Consider the following 20,712-nt stretch of genomic DNA (forward strand, 5'->3'; position numbering starts at 1 on the left):
TTTAAATTAGTCCCTAATTTCACTGAAATATTATATCGGAGATAGTTTATACGTTGTTGTAATCTCTGTAACCGAAGAGGGTGAAGCGCCTAAAAAAGCCAAAGTCATCGTCCAAGCGTCGTCCTGAGAACCATTTGGTCTTAACACAGAATTATACTCAATTACATCTTTATTGAATTGAACAATATCAAACACTTCTACTGGACTATTTTCAATAGCCAGTTCTAATTGTTTGTCATTATTGAGCAATTTCCACTTACCTTTCTGTACAACCAAACCTTCTTGAAGGCTTACAATAGTACCATCAGTCTTGAAATTGATTTGGATTTTAGAAATTGTATTGTTCAAGCCAACATTTTGTTGTCTTGAAAACACAAGTTTAGTTTTTGAGCCACCTTGGATATTAATTTCTCCATATTGCCAAAAACTGTTAAGAAGCGTTTGTTTAACGCTAGTAGTAGTGCTCTTTGCACTGCTTGCAGGAACTACCTTTTCTAAAGGCGTAATACTTTCGTTGCAACTAGTCATCAGCCCAATACACAGTATTGAGATGATCAATAATAATGGTTTTCTCATGAAATTTAATGGCGGTTAAATTCATTACAAATATAGTTGCTACAATGAGATTTCAAAGGGCTTCTGTCATGCTGACAGCCCTCTGAAATTTTATGATTCCCATAAGAAAGATAAATCAGTGTTTTTCGTTATAAATCTTAAATAAACGGCGTATTTTTTTTTGTTAAAAGCTGAAAATTTTTTCTGATTTTTCTCTATTATCTTTGATTTTCGCCAAAAGCCATAAAAGTATAGGCTAAAATGCATTCAACATGAAATATTATTATAACCAGCAAGTCCAATGAAAACACTTCTATTGCTCATGTTTTGTAGCTTTTGTACAAGCCTTTTTGCTCAGGTAACAACAACGAAAGAACCCAGATTTTACCTGCTGAAACTGAAAGTAGTGGATAGCGAGACAAGTGGAAATCTGGAAGGCTCGTTTGTGAAAGTATTCAATAAGACCAAACAGCAGTTAGTAGACTCTGTTAGGGTACAGAATGGCTATGCAAAAATCAAACTTGAAAAAGGGAGTGACTACGATGTCATTGCGCGATTGGATGAATACTTGACGCGCCGTGCAAACTTTAATGCTGCTTGTTATTTGCTTGATTCAAAAAAAACTTTTTGTGTGTCGGGCATCATGATTGAAAATGTAACTGCTTTGGCTAACCAAAATGAATTAATAGAGGCTACTATTAATATGCAAAAAATAAACCTCAATGATATTTATAGGATTGATAACATCCATTATGATTTTAATAAATGGGAAATCAAGAAAGAGGCTTTTCAAGGATTGTACACGCTAATACAAATTCTGAAAGACAACCCTGATATAAAAGTAGAGCTAGGTTCGCATACCGATAGTAGGGCAGACGAAGAATATAACATGAGCTTGTCGCAAAAACGTGCATGTCAAGCGGTTAATTTCATTATTACAAAAGGGGGGATTGCCCAAGAAAGAATTATTGCCAAAGGTTATGGCGAAACCCAGTTGCTGAATCAATGTAAGGATGGAGTAGTATGTTCAGAGAAAGAACATGCTATTAATAGGCGAACCGAAGTAAAGGTATTAGGGTATAAAAACAGTGAAAATATCAATAAATTACAAAAGGCGGGGGCTATTTCGGGGGCTAAAAATTGAAGATATGTTAAGAACAAGTGTTTAGGAATGCCTTTATATAATTCTATCTTGCTGATTATCAAAAACTTTATCAGTAATGTTTTGTAATTACAAAGGTTATATGTAATTTTGCACTCCAATTTTTAAAACAACATTACATACTTATGGAATTACGTAATTATGAAACGGTATTCATCTTAACTCCCGTTTTGTCTGAACAGCAGACAAAGGATGCCGTTGAAAAGTTCAAAAAAATCCTAACGGATAACAATGCTGAAATCATTAATGAAGAAGCATGGGGAATACGTAAGCTGGCGTATCCTATCAAAAACAAACAAACTGGTTACTATTATATCATCGAGTTCAAAGCAGAAGGAACTTTAGTAGCTAAATTGGAGCTTGAATACAAGCGTGACGCTGAAAGAGTGATTCGTTACTTGACAACTGTTCTTGATAAGCACGCAGTTTCATACAACGAGCGTAAGCAAAAAGGTTTGGTAGGTAAAAAACCAGTAGCTGCAGAAGCAAAAGCAGAATAAGTTAAGACATTCACGAAATTCAACATTTTGAAATCATGACATTAGTAAACGAACCAGTTGACAAAAGCGTAATCCGCAAAAAATATTGCCGTTTCAAGAAATCAGGCATTAAATATATCGATTACAAAAACCCTGACTTTTTATTGAAGTTGGTAAACGAACAAGGAAAAATTCTTCCTCGTCGTCTTACAGGTACTTCTTTGAAGTTTCAACGTAAAGTAGCTGTAGCTATCAAACGTGCTAGACATTTGGCTTTAATGCCTTACGTAGCTGACGGATTGAAATAGTTATCATAAATAAGGTTTTAGATAATAGGTTTTAGGTAATAAGAAATGGACTGATGGTTTTAACTGTTGCCTTTCAATAAAGCCCTGATACCTTAATAAAATAAAAAAAATGGAAATCATCTTAAAGACTGACATCGCAGGTCTCGGTTATAAAAATGACGTAGTTAACGTGAAACCAGGATATGGACGTAACTACTTGATTCCACAAGGTTTCGCATTACAAGCGACGGGATCAAACAAAAAAATTCTTGCTGAAAATATCAAGCAAGTAGCTCACAAAGCTGAAAAAGTGAAATTAGATGCTTTAGCTTTGGCTGAATCTATCGGTGATATTACATTAGCAATTGCTGCTAAAGTAGGAGAAAGCGGTAAAATCTTCGGTCGTGTTACTACTATCCAAATTTCTGAAGCTTTGAAAGAAAAAGGATTTGACGTAGATAGAAAGAAAATTGCTTTGGATTCTGAAGTGAAATTTGTTGGTGATTATACTGCAACACTTGATTTACACAAAGAAGTGAAACACAAAGTGAAATTCACTGTAGTAGCTGACTAATTATTTATCCATAAAATGGTTAACTACCGTTTGATAAATTTTTAAATAAAATAGAAGAAAGCATCTCAGATTCTGGGATGCTTTCTTTATTTTTGTAGGATTTTTCTATGATTATCCACTTATTATTAGCCAATAAAGCAACGCTTTTTAGGCTAATGGCGTCTTATACTTCACAAACACTTGTACTTTACTTAAATTCAGTGAATATGCTTAAGAGATTGTTACTGATTTTGTTGCTCATCAGCACCCATAACTTATTGTTTAGTCAAACAACAATCAAACTCACTTCGCCTGTACTCAGACAAATATTTCAACGTAATTTGAGTAACGAAGCTATTGTTACTGTCACTGGAACTTACTCACAACCAATTGATACACTTCAAGTAAGGATGAGTCCTGTGAAAAGTGGACAAGGAATTGCGATAGACTGGACAGTCTTAAAGGCTAATCCACTTGGGGGATTATTCAAAGGCTCGGTTACGGTAAAAGGTGGCTGGTACAAAATGGAAGTAAGGGGCTTATTAAGAGGAAAAGTAGTGGGTGATGTTGCAAGTATTGAGAAAGTAGGAGTAGGTGAAGTATTTGTAATCGCAGGGCAGTCTAATGCGGGAGGTAGTGGACTTCGGTCTGATGCAGAAACTGCTGCTGGAGATGATAGAGTGAACTGTGCCAACTTTTTAAAAGATTATAGCGAAAACGGCTACAAAAAAGAATTTGACCCAAAGAATACAAGTTATGTAACATACACTACCAACAATTACTCACTTATTGAATTCTCTCAACTCAGCAAAAATGTAACGATTGGTCCTTTAGGTCTAGGCCCTTATTATTGGGGAAAAGTAGGAGATGCTCTTGCTGCTAAGCTGAATGTGCCTATTATGTTTTTTAATACTGGCTGGGGGGGCTCGTCAGTAAGAACTTGGAGAGAGAGTGCTGAAAACCCTACTGTGCCTGCTTTAGGTGATTTTCAAGATGTTGGTATGCCACTTCGGTATTTTCCTGTAGGTTATCCTTATGAAAACCTAAATTCTGTATTACGCTATTATGGTATAAACCTAGGAGTAAGGGCTGTACTTTGGATGGAAGGAGAGACCCAAAACCTTGTGAACCTTGAAGCCATTGCTCAAGGCAAGCCTGCTCCAGTAACGATTGAGAATTATTTGGATAATCTTCAGCGTTTAATTAAAAAGAGTCGCCAAGATTTAGGTACTAATAAACTAGCGTGGGTAGTTGCACGTAATTCATATTCAAGCCAGCGTGGTTGTGATTCTATTTTATCACCCCCAAAACCCTCGCCAATCATTGTAAATGCACAGAATCAAGCCATCACAACTGATGCGCTTAGACCTATTTTCCCAGGGCCATTTACAGATAACATTCAAGTAGATTTTATTGGTGAAAGAGACCGTTGTGTACACTTTACTGGCAAAGGACTAACGGATGTTGCCGACGCATGGATTAGGGCGCTGACAGTAGATAATAAAAACTTTTTTGAAACAGTAGAGCCTATTTCAGCAGATACCATTCCTAGTGTTTCACTTGAATGTGTTTCTACAGATTTAGTAAGGTTGAGTTTGCCAGCAGGTTATCAACAATATCGATGGGTAAATGAAACAACTTTTCAAGAATATACTACCAGAACAGTAGATGTTCCTGCGGGTTCGTATGTAGTTAAAGTAACACGGGCCAATGGTAATATTGTTCAAGTGCCTAGCTTTACGGTAAAAACAAATTTGCCTCCTAAAGCTCCAGTTATCAAGGCTATCGACGATGTTAATTTTTGTATAGGTACTAGCGTAACCATACAAAGTACCACAGAAGCAGAAAATCCTATTTATCAATGGATGGCTCCCACTTCTAATATCGCTGCTACCAATAATATTTCTGTAAGCAATGAAGGAAGTTATAAATTAAGAGTAGTTGATAAAAATGCCTGTCAATCACCTATTTCAAATGAAATAAAATTGACGGTAAAACCTCGTCCTGTTGCACCTACCATTTCATTCACAAGTTCTACTGAATTTTGTGATGAACAGAGTGTCACATTGGTATCATCGAATGAAGGAGCCGTAAGTTATTTATGGAATACAGGAGAAACAACTCAAAATATTGTCGTTAAAAAAGCAGGAACATTCTTTGTTCAAACGCGTGGAGCTAACAATTGTTTATCGCCTACTTCAAAAGACAACATTACAACGTTTGTAAACCCGTTACCTAAGCCTCCAACCATCAATGCATTAAGCGATGTTGTATTTTGCGAAGGCTCAAGCGTAAACATCAACCTTACGTCGCCAGATGCCAAAAAGTACACTTTTACTTGGGAAAGAAACGGAGTTCTTACTAATAACAACCCTTCATTGATTAAAGTCTCTGGCACGGAATTAGTAAAAGGTTTTGTAAGAGACGAAAAAGGCTGTTTATCAAAATCATCGAATGTTGTTCAAACGACATTAAAAGATAACCCAACGTCAGTAAGTATCGTACAAAAAGGGACTTATACTTTGGGTGTGAAAACAGCTAAACTGCCTACTGAGTTTATCTGGAAATATGAAGGAAAAACATTGGCTACGTCTCCCAAAGACACTATCATCAGGGCAATAGATGCAGGTAATTATACTGTTCAGGCTAGAAATATTTACCAGATTCAAGGCTATGTGAATCCATTGGTATGTATTTCAGAAATAGCCACTTATGGTTTGGTATCTTATGATGATAAAGGGCTATCGGTATATCCGAATCCTTCAAAAAATGGTAGATTTACTTTAGAGAGTAGGTATAATTTAGAAAATACGATTATCGCTATTTATACAGTGGATGGAAGACTACTTTATCAAAGTAAAATAGATATGCTAGATGCACAAAAAGTGCTTGATTTGAGTACCCTATTAGATGGGACATATATCTTAAGAGCAACGAATAATAATTTTAAAATTTCGAAGAAAATACTTATCGAAAGATAAGTATTTTTGGATAAATACATCATAAGGTTCACTTTGCGTGAATTTTGTATATTTTTACTACCTAGAAAGTTGGCCAATGGGCTTACGCTAAAAAAATTACCTCCTTACTTATTTTATCTTGTTGAGATAAAGTTTAAACAATAATTCTGATGTTATTTCCCAAAAGAATTCTTTTGTTGGTATTAAATCTTTGTATTCCAACTTTACTTTTTTGCCAGATAAAGATTACTTCGCCTCAAAACCGAGCTGTGTATCAGAGAAACCAAGAAGGCTTTTCACAAATTACCATTTCAGGTACATACGAAAAACAAATTGATAAAATAGAAGCTAGATTAATCCCTGTTGAAGCTGGACAAGGTGAATTTGTAGATTGGACAGTCATAAAAGTACTGCCACTCAACGGTAATTTTAGCAGCGTCATGAGAGTTAAACAAGGCTGGTATAGCTTGGAACTAAGAGGCAGTTTGTATGGAACACTCATTGAAGGTACTACACGACTAGAAAGAGTAGGAGTTGGGGAAGTTTTTGTAATAGCTGGGCAATCTAATGCCCAAGGTATGCCCCAGATTGCGGGAATTGGGGCAACAAATGACCGAGTTAACTGTTTTGGGTCTGCCACAAACACAGATTCAGGAGGAGATTTTTATATTTCGTTATCTCCGTTTTCAAAATTAGAAGCCAATAGTAGAATTGCCCCAAGAGGAATGAATGGTTGGTGCTGGGGAAGACTGGGCGATTTACTCGTAAATAAATTAAATGTACCAGTGATGTTTTTTAATGCTGCTTTTGAGGGTACCTCAAGTAGCACTTGGGCAACTACTGCCAATGGAAACAATGCACCTAATCCATACATTGGTGGTACTTATCAAAACAAACTTCCTTATCAAGACCTTTCAGATGCCTTTCATTATTTTGTGGCACAATTAGGTGTTCGTTCTGTTTTATGGTGCCAGGGGGAGTCGGATAATTTTTTCATTAATCAAAAACTGGCTACCAATAGCGAAGTATATCGTTCAAATCTTCAAACAATCATCAATAAGTCTAGGTCAGATTCTGGCAAAGATATTAGCTGGGTGGTGTCTTTGACTTCTGGAGGTTCGGCTACGCCATGTAATGGTATCTGTAATACAGCCATTATTCCTGACCAGAATATCATTAATGGACAGCTAGCCGTGATTAACCAAGCCAATAACAATGTATTTTTTGGCCCTAATACCGACCAAATTCAGGTTGTCGGTCGTCAAGATGGTGTGCATTTTAATGGAGTAGGTTTAGAGCAACTAGCAAATGCATGGAACAATGCATTGAACGATAACTTTTTTGGAAACTCAAGACCACAACTGCCAATGACAATTGGTAATTTGGATTTCTATTGTGGAAACAATCAGGTAGATGTAAACTTACCAGACGGTTATTCAAGCTATCAATGGTCAAATAATGGCAGTAATTTTTCAAGTGGTGTATTTTCAAGTCAGAAACTCACTAGGCTTTCGGTAGGAACTGATAAAAAGTATTATGCTCGTTTTCGTGATAATGTAGGTAATATTATTCAAGTACCTTATATCTCTTTTTTAGGTAGCTCAGTGCCGTCGGCATCTATTACGGCTAGTAGCGATGTTAGTTTTTGCGATGGAAACAGTGTAACATTAAACGCTAACGATGCTGCTATCTATGAATGGAGCAACGGAAGTATTGCGAAGTCTATTAATGTTTCTACCTCAGGAAGTTTTGCCGTAAGAACCGTTAACCAGTATGGTTGCCAATCAGATTTTTCATCTACTGTTACGACAACTAATAAGCCTTTACCACCAAAACCAACGATTGCTGCCAGTGGCCCAACAACTTTTTGTGCAGATACTGATGTAACCTTAACTTCATCCAATACACAGGCAGGTAGTTATTTATGGAGTACAGGAACCAATAGCCAGAACTTGAGAATAAACACTTCGGGTAGTTATAGAGTAACAACGATTAGTCCTCAAGGCTGTTCTTCTCCTGTTTCAGACGACATCCAGATTGTAGTAAACCCTTTGCCACCTACTCCAACTATCGTGGCGAGTGGCCCAACAACTTTTTGTGCAGATACTGATGTAACGCTTACTTCATCCAATGTATCGGCCAATAGGTATTTATGGAATACAGGAACTAGTACCCAAAACCTAAGAATAAATACTTCGGGTGATTATACAGTCAGAACGATTGATGGCAACAATTGTTTTTCAATGACATCAGCAGCTCAAAAAATAACCGTGAATCCATTACCTGCTACGCCTACTATTTTATCAACAAAAGATACTGTGTTTTGTGACGGAGATAATACTACTTTACAAATGAGCTTAATCGCTGGCAACAGACCAACTTGGCTTGCTAGTCAGAATGGGACAGTTACAAATTTTGGTATTCAAAATCTTACTGTTACTCAGTCAGGAGGGTTTCGTGCTTTGCAGACTGATGGGAATGATTGTAAATCGCCGATTTCGCCAACTGTATTTGTATCAGTAAAAGCGAATCCTCCGCGAGTAGACTCTATCGTTCGTTTAAGCCCTTATACTGTGGGAGTAAATGCTGTTAGGGCCGACCAATACGTTTGGCAGGTAAATGGCGTAGCAAACAATAGTCTATCGGGAAGCTCAATAAGATTTACTGAAGAAGCCAATCTAAGTGTTATTGCTAAAAACGTCTATAAGACATTGTTTTATGGAGACAAGGTTTGCTTTTCTCCTGTTTCAAACCAGTATGCCTTTAAATTCTTTAATGACAATGGCGTGTCAATTTATCCAAATCCAAGTAATGGCGTATTTAAAATTGAAGCCAGAGACCCTTGGAACAATACTACGTATGAAGTCTATAATTTGTTAGGAGGATTGCTACAGAGGGGAATAATTTCTTCATTAGATGCAAGCAGAACGATGAATTTAACTGACTTGCCCGAAGGAGAGTATATGTTAAGGTTAAATGCTGACTCGCTTTTAATTACAAAAAGGATAATTATTAATAGATAATAGATTGTATCTTAATCAAAAGGGCTCGTCATTTTTAAAAAGACGAGCCTTTTTAGTATTTATATTTTTGCTAATGTTTCCTTCACTGCCTCAAAGTTAGGAACACTACCAGCACTTTCTAGTACTTCTGCATACTGAATAATGCCATTGCTATCCACTACGAAAGCTGAACGTTTTGAAACACCTTTCATGCCTAAAACAAAGTTCTCATAAATGCTTTCATAAGCAGTAGAAACCTCTTTGTTAAAATCAGATAGTAAATCAAACGGAAGGCTTTGTTCTGCCTTGAATTTATCTAAAGTAAAAAGAGAGTCAACTGAAATTCCTATAATCTCAGCATTTAGTGCTGAATAGGTAGCAATATTATCTCTCATTTCACAAAGTTCGGCTGTACAAACACTTGTAAAAGCTAAAGGGAAAAAAAGAATTACAACGTTTTTGCCTTTATAGTCTGACAGACTAATTTCTTTTTTTACCGTATTAAATAAAGTAAAATTTGGAGCTATATCACCAATTTGTAAAGCCATTTTGTATTTTATAAAATGTATGAATAAAATTTATACAGTTACTTCTTCAATGCCTAATGCTTTTGCAGCCGAAGGTATCACTTGAAATTCAACACCTGATTTTTTAGTATCTTTAAAAGCTTCACGTGGTTTGATGCTTAGAATCTGAAATAATTCTTGGTCATTTTTAACCGCAGGGTTTGGCGTAGTCAATAACACATCGCCTGAGAAAATAGAATTAGCACCAGCCATGAAACAAAGTGTTTGTCCTTCGTAAGTCATATCCATACGTCCAGCCGAAAGCCTTACCATTGATTTTGGCATCAAAATTCTAGCTGTAGCTATAGTTCTTACCATATCCCAGATAGAAGCAGGCTCTTGGTCACCTAGTGGTGTTCCTTTGATAGGCACAAGGTTGTTGATAGGTACAGAATCAGGGTGCTGAGGCATATTTGCCAATGTTTTCAACATTCCGATACGGTCGCCGTCAGATTCACCTAAACCGATAATACCGCCTGAGCAAACCGAAATTTTTGCCTTACGCACATTATCAATAGTATTCAAGCGATCAGAGAAAGTACGGGTAGAAATTACATCTTCGTAGTGTTCTTCACTAGTATCAACATTGTGGTTGTATGCATATAAACCCGCATTTTTCAGTTTTTCAGCCTGAGACTCTGTCAACATCCCTAAAGTACAGCAAACCTCTAAACCCATAGCGTTTACGCCTTCTACCATACCCAATACTTTGTCAAAATCTTTGTTATCACGTACTTCACGCCAAGCAGCACCCATACAAAAACGTGAGCTACCAGCATTTTTAGCTCTTTCTGCTGCCGCCAATACTTCATCAAGTTCCATTAACTTTTGAACTTTCACATCGGTATGATAACGAGCTGCTTGCGAGCAATAAGAACAATCTTCAGGGCAACCGCCTGTTTTGATTGAAAGTAATGTGCTGATTTGTACCTCCTGAGGGTCATTGAATTGGCGATGTACAGTAGCTGCACGGTACACTAATTCCATGAAAGGGAGATTATAAATTTCTTCGATTTCCTCTCTAGTCCAATTATTTTTTATCATGGTATCATCTTGGCGATTTTTATTCGCTTTATGTTAATTAATCAAAATTAAACATGGATTTTGGGTTTGACAAATTGACAAGCCTTTTTGTGTTTTGAAATTTATCTAAAAATAGGATTTTTTACGGATTTTAGTTTACTACTATATCCATAATTATTTTTTTAATAAATTTTATCAAGAAATAATTAATATACTAAATCTTGAATGATTAGGTTTTAATTCTTTTTAATGTGCCATGTGTAGAATTTAATGCTATAAAGGCTTATTTTTTAGATTTTTTTAGAATTTAATTCTAAAATGAAGAATTTGTGAAATTTGTTTTTTCTATAATCACGTGTTATTTTTGATTAAGAATCCTTCAAAAAGCAATAACCATGAGTCAGAAAATTTTAATATTCGATACAACCCTTCGCGATGGCGAACAAGTACCGGGTTGTCAATTAAATACCGAAGAAAAGTTACAAGTTGCAGAACAACTAGAACTCCTAGGGGTAGATATTATCGAAGCTGGTTTCCCGATTTCTTCACCTGGAGATTTCCGTTCGGTAGAAGAGATTGCAAAATTAGTTAAAAATGCCACTGTTTGTGGGCTGACTCGTGCCAAGAAAGAAGATATTGATGCGGCTGCCGCAGCATTGAAGCATGCTAAATATCCAAGAATCCATACGGGTATCGGTTCATCAGATACACATATCAAATATAAGTTTAATTCAACACGTGAAGAAATTCTAGAAAGAGGTGTTTGGGCTGTAAAATACGCAAAGTCGTATGTAGAAGACGTTGAGTTTTTTGCAGAAGATGCTGGTCGTGCAGATTTAGTATTCTTAGCACAATTGACAGAGGCTGTAATTGATGCAGGTGCTACAGTGGTCAACTTGCCTGATACTACAGGTTATTTGTTACCTCAGCAAATGTTCCAACGTATCAACTATTTGTTTGAAAATGTACCGAACATCCACAAAGCGGTTATTTCAATGCATAATCATAACGATTTAGGATTGGCTACTGCTAATACCATTGCAGGTATTCAGGCAGGTGCAAGACAAGTAGAGGTAACTATCAATGGAATAGGAGAACGCGCTGGTAATACTTCTTTAGAAGAAGTTGCCATGATTTTGAATACACACAAAGATTTAGGCTACCATACGGGTATCAATGCTAAACAACTTTATCCGTTCTCTCAGTTTGTTTCAAACATGATGGGAATGCCCGTACAAGCGAATAAAGCGATTGTAGGAGCGAATGCTTTTGCACACTCTTCGGGTATACACCAAGATGGTTTCTTGAAACACACTCAGAACTACGAAATCATGAGTCCTGAAGATGTGGGTGTACCTTCTTCTGCTATCGTATTGACTTCTCGTTCTGGTCGTGCTGCTCTTCGTCACCGTTTGCAGTTACTAGGATTTGAATTTGAAAAACCAGATTTAGATAAACTTTATACACGTTTCTTGTTAATGGCTGATGCTCGTAAACAATTAAACGATGAAGATTTGAAAGAATTGGTTGGATAAAATATATCAGACAAACACAAAAGGCTTCCCTGTTTATTCAAGGAAGCCTTTTGCATTTTATATAAATCCACTAAACTTTAGTCGACAAATACTTTAAGCCATCCAAAAGCCTATCTAAATCTTGCAGACTTGTATAAACATGTGGTGTTACTCTTACGCCATCCAATTTTTCCCATTTTACAGGCGATGTATGGATTTTATATTTAGCGAACAATTCTCCTTCTATTTTGCCTGCATCCATCCCTTCAACACTAAAATGTGATAGGGCTCCCGAGTATTCAGCTTTCAGAGGAGTATTCAATTTGATTTTAGGCATGGTTGAAGCCTCTTTAGCCCAATAGTTTTTCAAGAAGCGAAGACGAGCCTCTTTTCGGGCATTCCCAATGGCTAATTGGAAGTTTAAAGCCTGACCAATGGCTTGCTCAATAGGAAAGGGGCGAGTTCCCAAGTTTTCAAACTTTCTGATATTATCTCCATTGGGTTTGTCATTAGGAATCAATGGAAACACTTTACTTATTTTCTCTTTTTTAATCCAAAGCATTCCAGAGCCAATTGGGGCAGATAGCCATTTATGCAAACTAGTTCCATAATAGTCTCCTCCCAAATCAGGGATTTTGTATTCCAAATGGGCGAATGAATGTGCCCCATCTATCAATACTTCAATACCACGTTTGTGGGCTTCATCTGCAATGCGTTTAGCAGGCAAAATTTGTCCATTCCAATTAACAATATGCGTAATATGTACTACTTTAGTACGGGGCGTCATTTGTTCAACATACTTTTGAACAATCAAATCGTTGTCTTCCAAAGGTAAATCAATGTTTACATAATTGATTTTTAGTCCTTCACGGAGTTCTCTTTGTCGCCACGCATGTAGCATATTAGGATAGTCATATCTACTCATTACTATTTCATCACCACGAGTGAGAGGCAAGCCTAGGATAACAGTGTCAAGGGCTTCGGTAGCATTGCGATTAATGGCGATTTCTTCCGAAGAAACGCCTGCAAATTTCGCTAGGTTTTCACGGAGTGGTTCACGGCCTTGGTCTAGAATCCTCCACATAAAATAGCTTGGAGCCTCATTGGATAATTTGTTGTAGCGTTCTACAGCATTTTGTACAACCGTTGGGGCAGGACTAACACCGCCATTATTCAAATTAATGATTTGAGGAGAAACCGTATAAGCTTGTTGAATTTGATACCAAAAGTCTTCATCAGAAGCCATTAACATGGCTGATTTGTCTGGTGAAAAACTACTAATCGACTGTAAGTCGTTGGAAGATAAACCTTTAAATGTTGGAAGTAAGGAAGTACCGGCAAGCGCAGTAACTTGGTTTAGAAAATATCGTCTTGATGCCATATTTAGTTTGTTTTACATAAATATACAAAACAATTCAACACGATATGGCATGAAAGCACACAAAAAAGCCAGTCAAAACATTCCTGACTGGCTTTTTCATAAACCCTAAACCAAACTAATCTATTGACTATTTTTTGTCTTTTTTAACTTCTTTTTTGTTCACTAATTCACCGTCTTTTAATTTTTTAGAAACGGTTAAATAAGGACCAGAAATAATGGTTTCACCATCTGTTAAACCTGAAAGGATTTCAATATTTTCAAAGTCAGAGATACCAGTTTTTACTTCTTTCATTTTTGCTTTGCTGTCTTTTCCTAGTACAAAAACTACTTCCTTAACTTTCTCTTTCTTGATTACTTTTTCATCTTCCTTAGGTTCTGCTGGTGCATCACCCTCTTTTTTCTCTTCGCCATCTTTCATACTTGGGTCACGAGTAGTAACTGAAGCTAATGGTACTGATAAAACGCCATTTTTGCGGTCAGTAATAATTTCAACAGAGGCTGTCATTCCCGGTTTTAATGGATAAGAGTGTTTGCCTACAATTAAATCTTGATATGATTTACGCAATACTCTAATTTTTACTTCAAATTCAGTTACTGCATCTGTTGAAACGGTAGTTGCTGAAGTACCTAGCCCGTTGGCAGAACTAGCTATTTCATAAACAACACCTTTGAATTTTCTGCCAGAAGCACTGTATGAATCTACATCAACAATTACGGTATCATTCATTGAAACACGTGTGATATCGTTTTCGTTCACGTTTACACGCACTTCCATTTTATTTAAATTGGCAATTCTAAGTAGTTCAGTACCAGCCATTTGAGATGTACCTACTACGCGTTCGCCTAATTCAACATTCAACTTTGAAATGGTTCCACTCTGTGGAGCATAAATAGTTGTTTTAGTCAAGTTAGCTCTTGCTTCTTTCAAAGCCGCTTCTGAACTTTTCACATTGAATGATGACGCCAATACACTTGCCTTGGTCGACTCCACATCTTGTTTAGCTACTAAATACTGTGAATTGAATTGGTCAAAATCAGCATCAGAAATTACCTTATCATCATGTAATTTCTTATTACGGTCGTAATCAATTTTAGCTTTCAACAAACGTGACTCTGCTTGAGATTGCATTGCTTTTGATTGCTCTACTGATGCCTTAGATGAATTTACTTGTGCCTCTGCCCGAGCCAATAATGATTCATAATTATCAGGACGAATTTTCAAAAGTAATTGACCAGCCACTACAGAGTCACCTTCGCTTACGTATAGTCCTACAATTTCCCCTGAAACATCTGGCGAAAGCTTAACTTCAATCTCAGGTTGAATTTTTCCAGAAGCGGATACTCTTTCGATAATATCAGCTTTTTTAGCTTTAGTGAATTCAACTTCTGTAGATGGTTCTTTTCCAATGAGGCCTTGTTGTTTTGCAACCATCAATGCAATAACTAATATCACGATGATGCCACCTAATATCCACCAGATTTTATTTGAAGATTTCTTTGCCATAATGTTGGGTAATTGTGTGATGATGTGTAATCGTTCTATACACAAATCACAAGTTAAAAGGTAAGTGGTTTATTTTGATAATAATCTAAGATTTTTGTTCTAAAAATAAAGTCATATTTTGCTTGTACTTGGTTGCCACGAGCTTTATCAAGATTTGTTTTTTGTAGACTGTAGTTTACAAAATCAATTGCTCCAGCGCCGAATCTGCTTTCTGCTGCTCTGAAAGATTCCTGTAAGGCAGTTACCTGTACTGTTAAAGCATCAAAGCGTTTAGCAGCGTTATTCATGTTTGTGTAAGCTTGTTCGATATTTTGACGTAGTGTTTGGCGAACTAACTGAGCGTTATAGTCAGCATTGCTTTTTTGTATTTTAGCTTGCGCTACTCTGTTTTTGTTTAAGAAACGGCTAAAAATAGGAATAGTAGCATTAAAACCAAAGCCATAATTGGCGGTATTTTTTAGCTGTTGAAAATAAGCTACAGTTCCGTCTTCTACAAATTTTGTTTGAGAAACAATCAATGGGTAGTCTACTCCATTTACATTTACATTTCCTAAATTAGAAGTAGTTACTCCATCTTGGCGGTAAATTTTCTGAGCATTAGACTGGTTAGCACCTAAGCTAGCTCCTGCTGATATGGTTGGTAAAAAGCCTGCTCTAGCAATATCAATTCCTTTGATTGCACCTTCAATTCTCAAATCGGCGGCTTTGATGGTTGGTTGGTTTCTCTCGGCTATTTCATATATTTTAGCAGCAGTAGCATCATATCCCTCAGAAGTAGTAGGAACAGGCAATGCAATTCTTTCAACAGTTACATCAGTAATGTTTTTATCATTCAATAGCTGTATCAATGAAAGCTTAGCTAAATCTAACGTACTTTGGTTATTAATAACAGTTGTTTCTTCTGTTGCTAATTGTGCTTTTAAATCTAGTAGGTTAGACTGTGGTAAAGAACCCGCATTCACTAATTTTTCAGTACGTTGAATTTGTAAAGCTGTAATTTGTGTCTGGCTCTGCGAAATCACTAGAAGGTCTTGCGCATTCAAAATATTAAGATAGGCTAAAACTACTTGCAAAGAAATGCTTTCTTTCATTGCTTGTAAATCTAATTCAGTAGCTTTCAACAATAAATCATTCTGAAGTATCGTATTTCTTAATAGAAAGCCATTGAAAAGCGTAACGTTAGCATTAACACTCAAACTGTTGTAATTGATGTTCTTTTCAACATACGTGTTGGTGAATGGGTCAAGGCTTCGACCAAAGTTGAAAGATTCGTTAATAGAACCATTAGCATTGGGCAAACGGTTGTCTCTTGATTGTTTCAATTGTAAGCCGTTCAATAATACTTGGTTTTCACTTTGTTTTATTGAAATGTTGTTTTTCAAGGCAATGTTTACAGCATCTTGCAATGATACTTTATTGTTATCATTTGAGCTTGCTTGGATTGCGTTTTGAGCTTTTGCTTGAAAAGTCAATAAAGTAATGCCTGTTAGGATTAGTAATGAGAATTTCATAATTCTTATAATTTATGGTTCAATGTTACGAATGATTTTTGGGGCTTTAAAAATTTTTAGGATAAACGGCTATGATGCTAGGATAAAAGGGAAATAGATAATATTCCTTAAAATTCGAGATCATGGAAGTGTATCACCAAAAGATTTTTCACGGAAAAACCACAAGTAATATGCCATCCACTATAAGCGGTTGTCTTACAGATATTTATGAATACTATTTAACAAAAAAGTGTCCGTTTTCGGACACTTTTTTGTTAAAATCGAACGATTAAGAGCTTTTTACTAAAAAACTATTCAATAATCTGATAAATCTGTTTTGCTTCTCTTCTAGAAACAGCATTAAAATGCCACCACTCGTAATCAATTGCTGTAAAACCTGCCGATTTCATGACGGTGCGAAGTAGTACTCTATTAGCCACTTGCTGTTTCGTAAGTTTCTTTTGTTCAAGAAAATAATCTTCTTTGGTTGGATAGGCTAAAGCACCAAAGTAATCATATTTAGTACCCATGTCTAATGCTTTACCATCTGCTGTGGCAATGGTCAAATCAACTGCACTGCCGTAATTATGAATTGACCCCTCGGTAGGGTTCGCTACATATTTGGCTCTTTCTTTTGGCGTATATTGCGTAAGTGTATTCCATAATATTTTTTGGATGCTATGCGGGCGACCGCCATCATATACCAACAGCCGATAATTTGGGTATTTTTGTTGAAGGATAGTATTAGCTTGTTTCAGCATTTTAGCTGGGCGCTTCTGCATAAAACAATTGGTGATACAACCATAGACATCTTTTCCCACAAAATTATCTGTAGTAGAATATTTCAACTCTACTAAAATAGAAGGGTCTATTTCTTGAATATTGACTAACCCTTGTTGAGCCATTTTTTGTTCATACTCACAGTCCGTCTGTGGTTTCTTCTTAAATGTCTTTGGAGGATTATGATCGTTTTTCTCAACTTTTGTTCCTTTTCCACTAGCTAATACTAGCAGAGAAGGCATCACGAAAAGTAATAGACAGAAAATTTGTTTTCTCATATTGTTGATGTCATTAAAGAATAAAACATAAATTTAAGGGTGAAATGCTTTGAATAGTGAAAATAAAGCAATTTTCGCTTTTAATACTTGCTTTTCAAGCGGTTCGCCGCCCGATTAAAATTTTCAAATTGAACTCATCAAACCCTAATGATAACATGGCCTTAAATTACCTATGGATTGCCTTTTTTATTGTCGCTTTTATTGTTGCATTAATCAAACTCATTTTTACGGGAGATACCGAAATATTTAAAATAATTATTGATGGAATGTTTGATTCTTCCGAAGTGGCGGTAATGAAAATAGCTTTGCCTTTGGCGGGTGTCATGACGTTTTTTATGGGTTTATTAAACATTGGCGAACGTGCAGGTGCTATCAATTTTTTAGCTCGTTTAGTAGGCCCTTTTTTTAGCCGATTGTTTCCTGAAATTCCTAAGAACCATCCAGCCAACGGACAGATGATTATGAACTTCTCTGCCAATATGCTAGGGCTAGATAATGCCGCTACACCATTTGGGCTAAAAGCCATGCAAAGTCTACAAGAATTGAATCCGAGTAAAGATGTGGCATCTAACGCACAAATCATGTTTATGGTTTTGCATAGTGCTGGGCCAGTACTGATTCCACTTAGTATTATGGCGCAACGTTCGATTTATGGTGCAGCAGACCCGTCCGATATTTTTATTCCTTGTCTGATAGCTACTTACGTTGCTACAGTTACGGGCTTACTCTTTGTAGCCATTCGTCAAAAAATCAATTTGTTAGATAGGGTAATCCTTACTTGGTTAGGGGGCATTTCGTTATTTATCGGGTTAGTGCTTTGGTATTTTTCAAGTATTCCGAAAGAGCAAATTGAAGTGGTTTCAAAGATTTCTTCCAATGTTATTCTCTTTACATTCATCATCTCATTTCTTGTAGGCGCACTGATAAAAAAGGTAGATGTCTTTAGTGCCTTTATTGAAGGAGCGAAAGGCGGATTTGAAACATCTGTCAAAATTATTCCTTATTTAGTAGCAATGCTTGTAGCGATTGGTGCCTTACGCAATTCTGGAGCATTAACGTGGGTAGTGGATGGCATGAAATATGCCTTTGCTTTAACAGGAATGAACACAGACTTTACCGATGCGTTGCCTACAGCTTTGATGCATCCTTTGAGTGGTGGTGGGTCAAGGGCAATGATGATTGATACGATGAAAACCTTCGGCGCTGATTCTTTCGCAGGTCGTTTGTCTTGTGTTTTCCAAGGTTCTTCAGATACCATTTTTTATGTATTGGCTTTATACTTTGGTTCTGTCAATATCCGCAATACTCGTTATACTCTTTGGGCGGGCTTAACAGCCGATTTAGTAAGTATCATTACGGCTATTTGGGTAAGTTATATTTTCTTTCATTAAGCGTTTAGCTTTGAGAGGTAAGTTTTGAGCTATCGGCTTTCGGGTTTCAGCTTTCGGAATAGATTAACAATCTGCGAAAATCAGCGGTTTTAAATCTGTAAAATCAGCGGGTAAAAACATTGATTAAAAGCCTTGAGAGGTGAGCTTTGAGCTATCGGCTTTCGGGTTTCAGCTTTCGGAATAGATTAACAATCTGCGAAAATCAGCGGTTTTAAATCTGTAAAATCAGCGGGTAAAATATTTTACCGTAATAGCTTAAATCTAGCACCAAGAAAATCATTTTAATAATGATTCAGTCGCCTAACATTGAAAAAAATGTAGTATAAGCTTACCTTTATGTTTTAATTCAAAAAATCACTACTTAGTAAAGTAATACGAGTCTTTGAAGAGGTAGTAATTGACAATAGTAAAGTTTTAAAATTGAAGTTCATTTTGGATATACAAGCAACGAAAATCGCAATTATTGGCCTTGGTTATGTAGGCTTACCTTTGGCTGTAGAATTTGGGAAAAAGTACCAAGTTTTAGGTTTCGATATTAATCAAACACGTGTAGATGAACTAAATGCTGGTCACGACCGTACGCATGAAGTAGCATCGGCACAATTAAAAGCTTCTGAGAAACTTACTTTTTCGGCTACGCCAGAGATGTTGAGTAGCTGTAATATATTTATCGTAACAGTACCTACGCCGATTGATAAATACAAAAAGCCAGATTTGATTCCTTTGCTTTCAGCCAGTAAAACGGTAGGGAAGTATTTAAAGAAAGATGACATTGTAATTTATGAATCAACCGTATATCCGGGCTGTACAGAAGAAGACTGTGTTCCTGTCTTAGAAAAAGAAAGTGGATTGATATTCAACCAAGATTTCTTCTGTGGTTATTCCCCTGAACGCATCAATCCAGGCGATAAGATTAATACCTTGACAAAAATCAAGAAAGTTACTTCTGGCTCAACTGAAGCAATTGCTGAATTTGTTGATAAGCTGTATGGTTCAATTATCGAAGCAGGTACTTATAGGGCATCTTGTATTAAAGTTGCCGAGGCTAGTAAGGCTATCGAGAATGCTCAACGAGATGTAAATATTTCGTTTGTCAATGAATTATCGTTGATATTTGACAAAATGGGCATTGATACCTCAGAAGTATTGGAAGCAGCAGGTACAAAATGGAATTTCTTGAAATTTAAGCCAGGCTTAGTAGGCGGGCATTGTATCGGTGTAGACCCTTACTATCTATTGCATAAATCAGAAAGCTTGGGCTATTATCCACAAGTTATTTTATCGGGAAGACGTGTAAACGATAATATGGGGATTTTTGTGGGAGGAAAATTGATTAAGTTACTAATCAAAAAAGGACATAAAATTGAAGGAAGTAAAGTGCTGATTTTGGGTATTACTTTCAAAGAAAATTGTCCAGATATTCGTAATTCAAGAGTGATTGATGTGTATCAGGAATTAAAAGAATTTGGTGTGAAAATAGATGTGTATGACCCTTGGGCAGATAAAAAAGAAGTTCATGAAGAATATGACATCACGCTTATTGATACAATTACCGAAAAATATGATGGTATTTTACTAGCCGTTTCGCATGACGAATTTCAACAATTGGATTTAGAAAAACTTAAAAATCAAGACGCAGTAGTGTACGATATTAAGTCTTTATGGAATAAAAATTTAGTAGATGCTAGATTGTAAAAATTATCATTTGTTAATAACAATAAATGTTATATCTTTACTACGCCACTGATGGTGGGACTAGATAGAAAAAAAGACGAGCAGCTTTGTTC

Annotated in this window: 16 protein-coding genes; 9 read left to right on the forward strand and 7 right to left on the reverse strand. The window is 36.4% G+C overall.

Annotated features, from left to right (window positions below; translation table 11 throughout):
• Positions 1-30: 30 nt before the first annotated feature.
• Positions 31-576 carry a hypothetical protein gene (locus tag AC1RNE_RS14405; protein ID WP_492801718.1) on the reverse strand — a complete coding sequence of 182 codons (546 nt, stop codon included), beginning with the start codon at positions 574-576 and terminating at the stop codon, positions 31-33.
• Between the two features lie 280 nt (positions 577-856).
• Here AC1RNE_RS14405 and AC1RNE_RS14410 point away from each other — a divergent pair, with 280 nt between their 5' ends.
• From AC1RNE_RS14410 to AC1RNE_RS14435, 6 genes are all read left to right on the forward strand, one after another.
• Positions 857-1,699 (forward strand): OmpA family protein, encoded by an 843-nt coding sequence (locus tag AC1RNE_RS14410; protein WP_492801719.1) that lies wholly within the window; start codon positions 857-859, stop codon positions 1,697-1,699.
• A 143-nt stretch (positions 1,700-1,842) separates the two neighbouring features.
• Positions 1,843-2,217, forward strand: coding sequence for a 30S ribosomal protein S6 (rpsF, locus tag AC1RNE_RS14415; protein ID WP_492801721.1), 375 nt, complete (start codon positions 1,843-1,845; stop codon positions 2,215-2,217).
• 35 nt (positions 2,218-2,252) lie between these two features.
• The gene (gene rpsR, locus AC1RNE_RS14420) at positions 2,253-2,504 is read left to right on the forward strand and encodes a 30S ribosomal protein S18 (protein ID WP_184137058.1); all 252 of its coding nucleotides are present in this window, start codon (positions 2,253-2,255) and stop codon (positions 2,502-2,504) included.
• Between the two features lie 109 nt (positions 2,505-2,613).
• Positions 2,614-3,057, forward strand: coding sequence for a 50S ribosomal protein L9 (gene rplI / locus AC1RNE_RS14425; protein ID WP_492801723.1), 444 nt, complete (start codon positions 2,614-2,616; stop codon positions 3,055-3,057).
• Positions 3,058-3,263: 206 nt separating this feature from the next.
• Positions 3,264-6,017, forward strand: a complete 2,754-nt coding sequence (locus tag AC1RNE_RS14430) for a T9SS type A sorting domain-containing protein (protein WP_492801725.1) — start codon at positions 3,264-3,266, stop codon at positions 6,015-6,017.
• A 149-nt stretch (positions 6,018-6,166) separates the two neighbouring features.
• Positions 6,167-9,019, forward strand: a complete 2,853-nt coding sequence (locus tag AC1RNE_RS14435; protein WP_492801726.1) for a T9SS type A sorting domain-containing protein — start codon at positions 6,167-6,169, stop codon at positions 9,017-9,019.
• A 59-nt stretch (positions 9,020-9,078) separates the two neighbouring features.
• Here the strand turns inward: AC1RNE_RS14435 and AC1RNE_RS14440 are convergent, their stop codons facing one another.
• Positions 9,079-9,546 carry a redoxin domain-containing protein gene (locus AC1RNE_RS14440; RefSeq protein WP_492801727.1) on the reverse strand — a complete coding sequence of 156 codons (468 nt, stop codon included), beginning with the start codon at positions 9,544-9,546 and terminating at the stop codon, positions 9,079-9,081.
• A 30-nt stretch (positions 9,547-9,576) separates the two neighbouring features.
• On the reverse strand, positions 9,577-10,608 hold the full coding sequence (gene bioB / locus AC1RNE_RS14445) for a biotin synthase BioB (protein WP_492801729.1): 1,032 nt from the start codon (positions 10,606-10,608) through the stop codon (positions 9,577-9,579).
• A gap of 374 nt (positions 10,609-10,982) precedes the next feature.
• On the opposite strand from bioB, the gene AC1RNE_RS14450 reads away from it, so the two are divergent.
• Complete coding sequence (locus AC1RNE_RS14450) at positions 10,983-12,122, forward strand: 2-isopropylmalate synthase (RefSeq protein WP_492801730.1); 1,140 nt, start codon at positions 10,983-10,985, stop codon at positions 12,120-12,122.
• Between the two features lie 70 nt (positions 12,123-12,192).
• On the opposite strand, the gene AC1RNE_RS14455 is transcribed toward AC1RNE_RS14450, so the two are convergent.
• From AC1RNE_RS14455 to AC1RNE_RS14470, 4 genes are all read right to left on the reverse strand, one after another.
• Positions 12,193-13,482 (reverse strand): aminotransferase class V-fold PLP-dependent enzyme, encoded by a 1,290-nt coding sequence (locus tag AC1RNE_RS14455; RefSeq protein WP_492801732.1) that lies wholly within the window; start codon positions 13,480-13,482, stop codon positions 12,193-12,195.
• Positions 13,483-13,609: 127 nt separating this feature from the next.
• Entirely contained in the window at positions 13,610-14,986 is a 1,377-nt protein-coding gene (locus AC1RNE_RS14460; RefSeq protein WP_492801734.1) for an efflux RND transporter periplasmic adaptor subunit, read from the reverse strand.
• 53 nt (positions 14,987-15,039) lie between these two features.
• Positions 15,040-16,497 carry a TolC family protein gene (locus tag AC1RNE_RS14465; protein WP_492801735.1) on the reverse strand — a complete coding sequence of 486 codons (1,458 nt, stop codon included), beginning with the start codon at positions 16,495-16,497 and terminating at the stop codon, positions 15,040-15,042.
• 290 nt (positions 16,498-16,787) lie between these two features.
• Complete coding sequence (locus AC1RNE_RS14470; protein WP_492801737.1) at positions 16,788-17,534, reverse strand: M15 family metallopeptidase; 747 nt, start codon at positions 17,532-17,534, stop codon at positions 16,788-16,790.
• 155 nt (positions 17,535-17,689) lie between these two features.
• Between AC1RNE_RS14470 and AC1RNE_RS14475 the strand changes: the two genes are divergently transcribed.
• Both AC1RNE_RS14475 and AC1RNE_RS14480 read left to right on the forward strand, forming a co-directional pair.
• Positions 17,690-18,925, forward strand: coding sequence for a nucleoside recognition domain-containing protein (locus AC1RNE_RS14475; protein ID WP_492801739.1), 1,236 nt, complete (start codon positions 17,690-17,692; stop codon positions 18,923-18,925).
• A 429-nt stretch (positions 18,926-19,354) separates the two neighbouring features.
• The gene (locus tag AC1RNE_RS14480; protein ID WP_492803647.1) at positions 19,355-20,620 is read left to right on the forward strand and encodes a nucleotide sugar dehydrogenase; all 1,266 of its coding nucleotides are present in this window, start codon (positions 19,355-19,357) and stop codon (positions 20,618-20,620) included.
• The last annotated feature ends 92 nt before the right edge of the window (positions 20,621-20,712 follow it).

This window comes from Arcicella sp. GW822-FHT02H01 (assembly GCF_058802005.1).

Bases quoted from the DNA above. Each gene is read 5' to 3' on its own strand.
- AC1RNE_RS14450 (WP_492801730.1), top strand. From the start codon at position 10,983: ATGAGTCAGAAAATTTTAATATTCGATACAACCCTTCGCGATGGCGAA.
- rpsR (WP_184137058.1), top strand. From the start codon at position 2,253: ATGACATTAGTAAACGAACCAGTTGACAAAAGCGTAATCCGCAAAAAA.
- rplI (WP_492801723.1), top strand. From the start codon at position 2,614: ATGGAAATCATCTTAAAGACTGACATCGCAGGTCTCGGTTATAAAAAT.
- AC1RNE_RS14470 (WP_492801737.1), bottom strand. From the start codon at position 17,534: ATGAGAAAACAAATTTTCTGTCTATTACTTTTCGTGATGCCTTCTCTG.
- AC1RNE_RS14440 (WP_492801727.1), bottom strand. From the start codon at position 9,546: ATGGCTTTACAAATTGGTGATATAGCTCCAAATTTTACTTTATTTAAT.
- AC1RNE_RS14465 (WP_492801735.1), bottom strand. From the start codon at position 16,497: ATGAAATTCTCATTACTAATCCTAACAGGCATTACTTTATTGACTTTT.
- AC1RNE_RS14435 (WP_492801726.1), top strand. From the start codon at position 6,167: ATGTTATTTCCCAAAAGAATTCTTTTGTTGGTATTAAATCTTTGTATT.
- AC1RNE_RS14460 (WP_492801734.1), bottom strand. From the start codon at position 14,986: ATGGCAAAGAAATCTTCAAATAAAATCTGGTGGATATTAGGTGGCATC.
- bioB (WP_492801729.1), bottom strand. From the start codon at position 10,608: ATGATAAAAAATAATTGGACTAGAGAGGAAATCGAAGAAATTTATAAT.
- AC1RNE_RS14475 (WP_492801739.1), top strand. From the start codon at position 17,690: ATGGCCTTAAATTACCTATGGATTGCCTTTTTTATTGTCGCTTTTATT.
- rpsF (WP_492801721.1), top strand. From the start codon at position 1,843: ATGGAATTACGTAATTATGAAACGGTATTCATCTTAACTCCCGTTTTG.
- AC1RNE_RS14430 (WP_492801725.1), top strand. From the start codon at position 3,264: ATGCTTAAGAGATTGTTACTGATTTTGTTGCTCATCAGCACCCATAAC.
- AC1RNE_RS14405 (WP_492801718.1), bottom strand. From the start codon at position 576: ATGAGAAAACCATTATTATTGATCATCTCAATACTGTGTATTGGGCTG.
- AC1RNE_RS14455 (WP_492801732.1), bottom strand. From the start codon at position 13,482: ATGGCATCAAGACGATATTTTCTAAACCAAGTTACTGCGCTTGCCGGT.
- AC1RNE_RS14410 (WP_492801719.1), top strand. From the start codon at position 857: ATGAAAACACTTCTATTGCTCATGTTTTGTAGCTTTTGTACAAGCCTT.